Below are 10,154 nucleotides of genomic sequence, written 5' to 3'. Positions count from 1 at the left end.
GCATCAGACAAGAGTTAACGGTAATGTCTGGGTTTGCAGTTAATTAACTTATTAGTTGTTGCATGAATAAAATATACATGGATTAGTTTAGATATAATAATGACTCATTGTTTGTTTTCCTAACTGGAGAAATTAATGGGTCGCGCCAAAAAGGTTGTCCTGGCATATTCTGGTGGAGTAGATACCTCCGTTTGCATCCCTTACCTCAAACAGGAGTGGGGTGTGGAAGAGGTGATTACCCTAGCAGCAGATTTAGGACAGGGAGATGAATTAGAGCCAGTTCGAGAAAAAGCTCTGAAATCGGGTGCAAGTGAATCCCTCGTGGCGGATGTCAAAGACAGCTTCGTTAAAGATTACGCCTTTGGAGCGATTCAAGCCAACGCCCTTTATGAAAATCGTTATCCTCTCGGAACTGCCCTTGCTCGTCCACTGATTGCTAAAGTATTAGTCGAAACGGCTGAAAAATATGGTGCTGATGCGATCGCTCACGGTTGCACCGGCAAAGGTAACGATCAGGTTCGCTTTGATGTCTCTGTAACGGCCTTAAACCCCAACCTAAAGATCCTCGCACCAGCCAGAGAATGGGGCATGAGCCGTGAGGAAACCATCGCTTATGGTGAAAAGTTTGGTATCCCCTCACCAGTCAAAAAATCCTCTCCCTACAGCATTGATAAAAATTTGCTCGGTCGTAGTGTTGAAGCTGGTTTACTCGAAGATCCGTCATTTGAGCCACCAGAAGAAATTTATGAAATGACCAAAGCGATCGCGGATACTCCCAACGAGCCAGAGTATATCGAAATTGGCTTCCACTGTGGTATTCCGACAACCCTCAACGGTATACCTAAAAAGCCAGTTGAACTAATTGACGAACTCAATCAGGCTGTAGGAAATCACGGTATCGGACGGATCGACATGATCGAAAACCGTCTGGTGGGCATCAAATCGCGGGAAATCTATGAATCACCCGCGATGTTAGTGTTAATTCAGGCACATAGGGATTTAGAAAGCTTGACTTTGACGGCAGATGTCACCCATTACAAACGTGGGATTGAAGAAACTTACAGCCAAATCGTTTACAACGGTTTGTGGTACAGTCCACTCAAAGTTGCCCTAGATGCCTTTATTCAAAAGACACAAGAGCAAGTTTCTGGAACTGTGCGAGTGAAGTTGTTCAAGGGCAACTCTACGATAGTTGGGCGTTCGAGTGACAATTCTCTCTATACTCCCGATTTGGCAACCTACGGAGCCGAAGATAAATTTGATCACAAAGCTGCTGAAGGCTTTATTTACGTTTGGGGACTACCGACTCGCATTTGGTCGCAGAAAATTAAAAGTTAGGAGACGCGATTAATTGCGTCTGTACAGGAGTTAGGATTAGAGACGCGATTAATCGCGTCTTTCAAAAAAGCAAAATACAAAAAGTAAAAATTAAAAAAATAACTTTTTACTTTACTCCTAACTCCTCACTTTTTACTCTTCACTACTCACTTCCTTAACCTGGCGAGACTCTAGCCACAGGGGCACAACAATTAAGGCAGCCAAAATCAGTAACGCTGCGATCGCAAATTGACCCACCCAAGCAACCAATTGCTCTAAAGAGACAATTTTGCCAGCAAAAAAAGCCAATGTCACCATCAAACTAGCCCAAGCAACTGCTCCTAAAAAATTGTATAAAAAGAATTTTCCAAAGGGCATTTCAGCTATCCCAGCTAGTGGTGCCGCAAAAACTCGCAACAATGCCAGAAAACGTCCAAAGAATACTGCTTTAGCAGAATTTTGACTAAATTGCTCTTTAATAGTCAGCAGCCGCACTTCAGAAATCCGAAATATGCTAGCAACTTTTACCAGAAAAGGCCAACCGCTAGCTCTACCAATCCAATAGCCACAAGTGCCGCCAATTACAGCACCCATAATTGCATCACCGAGAACCAGCCAGAAATTCAGTTCATCACTGCCAGCTAGAAACCCGCCTACTAAGGTCACGGTTTCACCAGGAAGGGGAATGCCTAAATTTTCTAGCAAAATTCCTAAAAAAACTGCCCAATACCCGTAAGCGTGGGCGACTTTTTGGATATTTTCTAGTGAAATCAGCTCTAAAGACATTCCGCACCACCGTCTTTACAAATTTTTACTTTTATTATATCTTTGCTTGATTATGCGCGGGGTGTCAATTAAACCGCTACATAGAGCCATCAAGTCATTAGTTTAATTTTAAATAATCCATAAGTTAGAATCTATGGCAACTATTAGTTTTTGACTATTAACTATGCATTTTTTATGGGTTCATACCACAAGTTCATAATTTATTACAAAAGAAATAAAATATTTATAAAAAAATTATAAATATCCAGTTAAATGATGAAAATCTCGTAAAAGATACGGTTGATACCGAAATTGTTAGGCGTTTATGCCTATATTGATGAAAGTTATCACAAATTATACGGCATGAATACTGAAATAATCCCTCTTAACTGCACGACTGCAATTGCCCAAATATCTGGGTAAAACAGTAATTTTGCTGGTGAAAGAGAAAAGGTATTGATGTCTTTTTTCAATCTTTCGTCAAGTGTTCCAACTACCCCGTTAAATTCATGATTCTCACACAAGAACTTCAAGTTATTTTGTTTAAACCCCAATCAAGCATTGATTTGGAAGGCGGTAAGACTTTGAGTGAACAGATGGCTAGAGTAGTGCCCCAAGCTCATCAACTCTGGGTTATCGACCTAGCAGAAGTTAATTTCATGGACAGTTCTGGATTAGTCCCCTTAGTAAAAGGGTTGAAAGCTGCACGTCAGAGTGGTTGTCGCTTGGTTCTATGCAACGTGCAAGCTCCTGTACGGTTAATTTTGGAACTTACCCAACTAGATTCAGTGTTTGAAATTTTTCCCACTTACGAAGATATTTTTACCACCGTTGAAGATAAAAGTCTGGTGCTAGCAGGCTAAATAATAAATCTACCTATAGATGGATGGTGGAGTCAATCAATATTTGCATTTTTTCATATTCTCCAAAAGAACAGTCTGGTGCTAGCAGGCTAATTTTCTTTTTTTCTAGAGAAAAATGTTCAGCGAAACTCATGGCTTTGACGTAGATAATATCCATAAGCTAGCTTGTACGACCTAAAGCAATGAAGTAAGAATTGACCAAAATCGGTCAAAACAATGCAATTATTTGTGAGACTCCCCAGCTTTTGAGATTACTCTGAGCTAATTGTTCTATATCCGACGTAACTAGTGCAAAAAAGCAGGACGTAAGAAAGGTTATACTATTAGCCTTTGCGTTATTTATCCTAAAGCAAAGGGTTTAATGACCCTATATTTACTAGATAGCATCAGTTTCAGTCAGGATTTACATCCCTGTCTGAAATGTCTTTAATTTTAAATTTTGAATTGTTAATGCCTTGGTGTACTAGTTTGATGTATCCAAGACACTTTTTTCTGGCAATTTTTTACCTGTTCGATTCCAGCATAATGATAACTTTAGGCGTTCTGGGGAGTCGAAATGTTAGTTTCTTCCGATGCTGGGCGGGGAAAATTTGGCAAATCAATGCCACTGTGACTAGCATTGCGAGTTTTGAGTGCTAGACGGTAACTCACACTTTGTAGTTCTGCTTGTAGTTGGCGGTTTTCCCGTTGTAGCATTGCTACCTTTTCTCTCACTGGCGTCATCCGTTCTTCAAACTTCCGCCGATAAATTTGAGGTAACTCTTGTACTACTTGCTCCAACATCCGAGTGCGATCGGTGAGTTCTTGAACTGACTGGCGCAATTGGTAAATTTCGGAGTCACGAGTTGTAATTTGCTCTTGGTAGAACACCACCTGTTGCTCTACAGCTTGGAGTTGTTCTTGTAAAGCCTTTAACTGGGTCGTGTCGCGCTCAATGTCCGGCTGCTGGGGCATAAAACTAGTGTTACCCTTTACCAGCCGGAAGAGTTCTTGAGATAGTTGTTGTACTAAGGAATCACGAAGTTGCAACTCTTGGCGTAGCTGCGATACTTCCGTAGAGAGAACTTGAATATTGGGTGTATCAGATTGGCTCACAGTAGCTTACAGCTCCCATTCAGAATCTTGTCCACTCTTAGGTATAACTGCGGGAGTACTACCTTTGGCAAGTATTTGTTAATGTAGCATTCCCAAGCAAGTCATGAAAAAAGAAAAAACAAAATTTTATTGAATGGAGTATTAGGGAGTGGGGATGAGAGAGTAGGGGGAGCAGGGGAAGAAGAATGTATTGATTAATGTCCATTCCCTACTCCCTAATCCCTACTCCATACTCCTTAGACTGTTGCTGCCACTTTAGTGGGTTTTTCTTTTTCTTCTTTAGGGGGTTTTTCCTCTTCGGCTTCCTGCTTAACTGTCAAATAGCGAATCACTTCTTCACTCAAACGCATGGCGCGTTCAAAGGGAGCGATCGCAGTTGCAGGCGCAGTGTAATTTAGCTGGATGTAAATGCCATCGCGGTGTTTTTTGATTTCATAAGCAAGACGACGCTTACCACGATTTTGAATTTGCATATCTTCAGCGCCTTGGTCGCGAAGCAAGTTCTGATATTTAGTCACTGCTTGCTCTACCTGTTCGTCTCCCAGGTCAGGGCGGAGAATATACATTGTTTCGTAACTAGTAGTCATATTTTTCAGTCTCCTTATGGACAGAAATGGCTGCTGGTGCTAATTTATACCTATTTTAATTCAAAATGTCGGTATTAATCAACATCTGAAGCAACAAGGAACTATAATCTTACCAGTTTTAAATTTGAATCATTAGCCAAATCGCCGAAATTTGAATTTTTTGGATGTCCTTAATGAAAAATAGGTCGCTTCCCGACCCCCAGATTTCTTTAGCTTATTCCAAAATAACCTCTCACTTAACCGAAACGTATTGGGACATATCTTATGGCGAGCGATCGCTTTCAGGCTCAAGGCTCAATCGGTTCGCTAAAAAGCTAACTGATGATTACTACCCGCTCACAGCAACAAAAAAGCAGATAAAAGGATATTCATCAAGGTTATGGCGCAACGCTATGTGCGAATTCAAAATCAAGAAGGACAGATTTACTATGGGTTACTACAACTATCCCTGAATGTGCAGGTGCTAGATGCTCCGCCCTGGTTACAAGGACAACCCACTGATTTAACTTTGACACCAGAAAATTACCAAATTCTGGCTCCCTGCGCTCCCTCAAAAATTGTGGCGGTGGGTAAGAATTATGCAGATCATGCAGCCGAAATGGGAACTCCAGTCCCTTCTGAGCCACTAATCTTTCTCAAGCCACCCACGTCGATCATTCCATCTGAGAGGGAAATTAGGTATCCTCCCCAGTCACAAAGAGTTGACTACGAAGGAGAGTTAGCGTTAGTGATTGGCGATTACGCCTTTGAATGTACACCAAAGGTAGCCCAAACTAAAATTTGGGGCTACACCATTGCCAATGACGTAACAGCGCGGGATTTACAAAAACGGGATGGTCAATGGACGCGAGCCAAAGGTTTTGATACTTTTTGTCCCTTGGGGCCTTGGATTGTGCGGGAATTAAATCCAGGAGCGAGATTGCAGACTTTTGTGAATGACAACGCCAATCCAGTCCAATCTGCCTGTATCGATCAGATGGTGTTTTCTCCCGATGTTCTAGTTTCTTATATCAGTCAGGTTATGACGCTATTACCTGGTGATTTGGTGCTTACAGGTACGCCAGAGGGTGTAAATCCATTGCATCCAGGCGATCGCGTCCGCGTTGAAATTGAAGGTATTGGTCGCCTGGAAAACACCGTAGCATCGCGTTAATTTCTAACGCACTTGCATATACACTGCATCGGAAATTGCCGGAATTTCCGCATAACGTCCGCTTACAGACTGGATGACTGAATATGCGGCTGCTCCTACTATGCCAATAAAAATGGTTGTGGATAGGGTTTGGATGGCAAAACCACCAGATGGAACTAGCCCCACAACATCAGTCAGGATACTAAACAAGAAAATAATTATATCCAAAAGGATTGCTTGCATAGTGTTGAAACGAATAAAGTGACTAATTTTTTCGTTTCTCACTACTAGCAAAAATAAAGCAAAGAAAATAATCATTCCTGCATAACGCACGCCGTAGTAAATATTTAACAATGGCACAAGCGGCAGAAACAGCAATTGTAGTGGTGGAAACTCTGTGAGTAAATATCTACCAAATACAAAAACCTCAATTAGAGGAAGCAAATAAGGCAAGGAAGCAAAAATCCGATCTGAAACCGTTATAGATCCGCGCCAAGACATTATGCGTTCTCCTGTGGTTAAATTTTAATAGTTACTTGAGCTTAGGATAACGCAGTTGCTTCGTCTTGCTAGCAAATTCAACTATTCTATATGGGCGATGCGAAAACCCATCACACACTCATATTGGTCTGGCTGCTGTTGAGTAAGTTTGTGAATGGCTTGACCACAGCGCAGCTGACCTCCACGCCAACGGGGTTGTCCGCTCCTGTCAGCGAGTAAACAAGACTGGCAAACTTGCTCAGGGGCAAGGATTTGCTCGTCCATTAAAATGACTAGCATCGAATCCCTCCTGTAAATCCTCATTGTCACCCACATTTCACTCAGGCGAGGATACGCTTTGTAGCGGTTCAAAGAAACGCTGCTTTGTAGGTTGGGCGCGTGCTGCGCGGTTAAGTGTTGTAATTTGCGATCGCGCTTTGCGCCCACCGTGGGCGATCGCAGAGGACACTTAAGAGCCACATCCTAACTCTTTGTTGCAAAATGTGAGGAATCACAATTTAATAAAAATTGTCAAGTGAATCTTACATTTATTGTATGTTGTGTCTATGGCAAATGGACATTTTGGTAAAAAATCATACAAAAAAAAGTTGGCGCTAAGTTGAAAATATACAGCCAACGATTTTATTGCATCCCTGTCAACTTAACACTGGAGAGTGTCAAACTTAATATTGAGGAAACAACAAAAGCTTTACGCACAAGCAACATAACAATCCATTGAAGTTCCCTGGATGGGACTAGTTAAAGTGCCAGAAGGCAAGTAAGTAAAACTGAGTTAACTAGATAGCCATTTAAGAGATGCATTTATAAAATACTGGGGTAAACTTGCAAGCAAGTTAATACACAATATAATTGGGCGGCTCGTCGGTCTGGGCATCACTCACAATGGAACATTGGCAATTTCTGATACAGAAACAAGGCGATCGCTCGTGGCATATCCTAGAATCGCCAAATTTGGAAATTTTGGAAGGGGAGTATAGAGTTTTGGCTCGTTCTAACCTTCCTAATACAGACGTGGAAGTACGGGTAACTCATTCTTCAACCCAGGAAGTTCTACCAAAGCGGCGAATTTTCAAGCGATCGCGTCGCACTAATTCAGAAGGCTTAATGGCGCTAATTCCTTTTACTTACTTCGATCCAGGAGTTTGGGAGTTGCGCTGTATGGGCGATTTGATGTCGGAGCTACTCGGTAAATCTTGGCAATACACTATCCAACTTCAAGTATTGTGCCAGGGAGTAGAGGAGGAGCAGGGGAGGCAGAGGGAGAATGTAGAATCAAATTCATCCGATCGCCCAGATGGTGTTTCTGAAAACTGGGAATTCACTTTCCCAGCACAACCCGCAATTGCGTTAGATAAAGCGATCGCAGCCTTTGCAGAACTGCTAATTGCTACAGATGACAACCCCGGTACAATTGTTGTGCCAGATGAAGGGAACTTAGAATACCCTGCCCCAGAAGAACCCGAAATTAACTTAGATAAAGCGATCGCAGTCTTTGCAGAACTGTTAATTGCTACAGATGACAACCCCGGTACAATTGTTGTGCCAGATGAAGGGAACTTAGAATACACTGCCCCAGAAGAACCTGAAATTAACTTAGATAAAGCGATCGCTACAGAACAGACGGTTACTACAGACAGCAATCCTAATACCACTATTCTGCTAGATGAAACGGAAAAAGATATTGATGAGCCTGTGAGTTCTTTGTGGCTCAAAGGTGAGACGGCAGAGCAGATTTTACAAAATTTAATAGATTTAGCTTTACCCAATTCTGAAGCCCTGCTCAATGATGAAAAGGTTACAGATTCTCCAGCAACACAACCACCACCTCCATTACTGCTAACTTTAGCTCAGGATACTTACATTGCTCGTTGGGGACAACTTCTTACAATCAATGGACACGTAGAACTAAAAGAAAAGATAAATCTAGATCAGGCTGAAACATTATTCACCAAAAGGTTGCAGGCGCTTGAACTCGAAATTGAACTGCGATCGCCCAAAAACTCGAAAATCTTGATCCAGGTACGGCAACCCTTACCAGATCAAGAGTTGCCCTTCATCATCAATACCTCAATTGATATTCCTGCTGACTTTGAATCCAAGTTAATTTTGGCAGATATCACTTTGTATGGTCGATTCGCCGATGTTGGTGAAGTCATCAGGTTAGCCAGCCAGTCCTTCACCATTACAGCAGATGTAACACAATTACTGGCAATCACAGCCGCAGCAACACCTACTACATCTTTAAATAACACCACAGCACCATCGGACTCGTCTGCTGCTGTCACGGAGCCGGAGGCTGCTGTGAAGATAGATTTGAAACTATTCAATCTGGTGAAGATTCCAAAAACAGACCAGTCTCAGATACTCAATCCATCCCCAAATAGAGCTTTACCACCGCAAATTAACTTACAAGTTCTGCGAGAAGCCATCCTGCGGACATCTAACTTAAAGAATTCAGGCACTTCGCCTCAATTGCCGAAACTGCCCCCTATTCAAACCCATGCCAGCACTCCCACAGATGTTGTTACAGAACCCCCTACAGGAGAGGAACTTGTGGAAAAGGATGCTCCTATGGTTGCCATCAACTTGGAGCAGTTGATCATCAAGCAACGTCGAATCCCAATACTCGATAGTGCTTTGCCGTACTTGAAACGGTTACAAACTTTGCCAGATGATACAGAAGAAGTAAAAAACAATGCTCCAGATGCGAAAGTTCCAGCAGATGAAGACTTACCGCAGTTGGATACAATTGTAGCTGATGAAAATACGCTGGAATTAGTAGTAGATGATGCCCAATTCCAAGAAAAATCTGTTGCTGAGGCAGAAACCCAACCAAATGAACAATTCCAGGAAGAATCTGTTGCTGAAGTAGAGGCCCAGCCAAATGCACAATTCATTACAACAGGCAACCTTTACTCATCTCCCCTGCTCAAAAAGTGGATGCACAGCCAAGGATACTCTTTGCCTGAATCCATCGATGAACTGGAACCTGAAGATCAGAATAGCTATGTTCTAGCCCAGCAGACCCAGCTTTCTCTTAGTGCTGAAACTCCCAATATTGATGACAACTTGCCGTTAAACGTGGATGCTGACACAGAGACATCGGAAGAAGTTCAAGAGTCGGTTTCTGATCTTGAGAACTTTGGGGAAGATGCAGACACAGCAAAGGAAGCTGATCTAGAAACAGGGGAAGATACGGTAGTAGAAGTATCTGAGCCAACACTCTCAATGGTGGTAACACAACTACCGCCCCCCCCTCCTCCAATAAAAATGAATATAGCGTCAGCTTGGTTGGCGCAAGAAATCGTTGTCGATGATACATATACTGAACTGGAAGCCAATGGGACGAAGAATTACTCGTTTGAAGAAGAGAAGCAACCACTATTAGGTTTATCCTCTTCCCCACCCATAACTTCGGCTGCCATTGAGCCTTTGCCAATTCCAGAACTGCATGTACCAGACGGCGAACTAATCGCTGGCAAATTTATCATAGTGCGCGTAGTACTGCCTGAAGTATCTCCCCAGGTTGTTGTCAAGTTATGGCTTGAAGATTATCAAACTCGCTGGTTACTAGAGGGGCCCCATTTACTGACAAATTTGTTACCTAACGCCTTGGGAGGATTAGAAGTGATGACGCAATTAAATATTCCCTTTGGGTGTTTAGAAATTCGCTTAGAAGCGATCGCACTTAATCTGATAACCCAACAGGAGAGTCACAAAGTCACAATAGTGCGAACTGTGATTCCTCCAGACTTGCCAAACTTGCAGCTAGATGAACTCCTGGGTATGTAACTTCAGGTATGAGGGGCATTGGGCATTGGAAAGAGGACTTGGGGACAAGGAGAATTGGGGACAAGGGGAAAGACTTGTTTCAAGTTCTCACCTCTTGTCCCC

11 protein-coding genes are annotated in these 10,154 nt (G+C 42.5%); 5 read left to right on the top strand and 6 right to left on the bottom strand.

The features are described from left to right. Positions 1-135 precede the first annotated feature (135 nt). Positions 136-1,338, top strand: coding sequence for an argininosuccinate synthase (locus tag VE944_RS00450; protein WP_324970825.1), 1,203 nt, complete (start codon positions 136-138; stop codon positions 1,336-1,338). Between the two features lie 132 nt (positions 1,339-1,470). Here the strand turns inward: VE944_RS00450 and VE944_RS00445 are convergent, their stop codons facing one another. Next, a complete protein-coding gene (locus tag VE944_RS00445) occupies positions 1,471-2,103 on the bottom strand; it encodes a DedA family protein (protein ID WP_324970823.1) in 633 nt (210 codons plus the stop codon). 488 nt (positions 2,104-2,591) lie between these two features. Here VE944_RS00445 and VE944_RS00440 point away from each other — a divergent pair, with 488 nt between their 5' ends. After that, the gene (locus VE944_RS00440; RefSeq protein ID WP_324970821.1) at positions 2,592-2,945 is read left to right on the top strand and encodes an STAS domain-containing protein; all 354 of its coding nucleotides are present in this window, start codon (positions 2,592-2,594) and stop codon (positions 2,943-2,945) included. Positions 2,946-2,958: 13 nt separating this feature from the next. Here VE944_RS00440 and VE944_RS00435 read toward each other — a convergent pair whose 3' ends face one another. The 3 genes from VE944_RS00435 to rpsF all read right to left on the bottom strand — a co-directional run bounded on the left by VE944_RS00435 (position 2,959) and on the right by rpsF (position 4,627). Continuing rightward, entirely contained in the window at positions 2,959-3,102 is a 144-nt protein-coding gene (locus VE944_RS00435; RefSeq protein ID WP_324970819.1) for a hypothetical protein, read from the bottom strand. Between the two features lie 377 nt (positions 3,103-3,479). Next, positions 3,480-4,040, bottom strand: coding sequence for an Npun_F5560 family protein (locus tag VE944_RS00430; RefSeq protein WP_324970817.1), 561 nt, complete (start codon positions 4,038-4,040; stop codon positions 3,480-3,482). 236 nt (positions 4,041-4,276) lie between these two features. Further along, a complete protein-coding gene (gene rpsF, locus VE944_RS00425) occupies positions 4,277-4,627 on the bottom strand; it encodes a 30S ribosomal protein S6 (protein WP_324970814.1) in 351 nt (116 codons plus the stop codon). 379 nt (positions 4,628-5,006) lie between these two features. Between rpsF and VE944_RS00420 the strand changes: the two genes are divergently transcribed. Continuing rightward, complete coding sequence (locus VE944_RS00420; RefSeq protein ID WP_324970813.1) at positions 5,007-5,780, top strand: fumarylacetoacetate hydrolase family protein; 774 nt, start codon at positions 5,007-5,009, stop codon at positions 5,778-5,780. A gap of 3 nt (positions 5,781-5,783) precedes the next feature. On the opposite strand, the gene VE944_RS00415 is transcribed toward VE944_RS00420, so the two are convergent. Together VE944_RS00415 and VE944_RS00410 are read right to left on the bottom strand one after the other, a co-directional pair. Further along, on the bottom strand, positions 5,784-6,260 hold the full coding sequence (locus VE944_RS00415) for a Tic20 family protein (RefSeq protein WP_324970811.1): 477 nt from the start codon (positions 6,258-6,260) through the stop codon (positions 5,784-5,786). A gap of 81 nt (positions 6,261-6,341) precedes the next feature. Beyond that, complete coding sequence (locus tag VE944_RS00410; protein WP_324970809.1) at positions 6,342-6,539, bottom strand: hypothetical protein; 198 nt, start codon at positions 6,537-6,539, stop codon at positions 6,342-6,344. A 23-nt stretch (positions 6,540-6,562) separates the two neighbouring features. Here VE944_RS00410 and VE944_RS00405 point away from each other — a divergent pair, with 23 nt between their 5' ends. Then, positions 6,563-6,712 (top strand): hypothetical protein, encoded by a 150-nt coding sequence (locus VE944_RS00405; protein WP_324970807.1) that lies wholly within the window; start codon positions 6,563-6,565, stop codon positions 6,710-6,712. Positions 6,713-7,142: 430 nt separating this feature from the next. Continuing rightward, positions 7,143-10,052 carry a hypothetical protein gene (locus VE944_RS00400; protein ID WP_324970805.1) on the top strand — a complete coding sequence of 970 codons (2,910 nt, stop codon included), beginning with the start codon at positions 7,143-7,145 and terminating at the stop codon, positions 10,050-10,052. Positions 10,053-10,154: the final 102 nt, after the last annotated feature.

The organism is Nostoc sp. (genome assembly GCF_035638895.1).
Classification (GTDB): Bacteria; Cyanobacteriota; Cyanobacteriia; order Cyanobacteriales; family Nostocaceae; genus Nostoc.
Note: the sequence above shows the minus strand (reverse complement) of the source record. Positions and strands in the feature narration are given on the sequence as shown.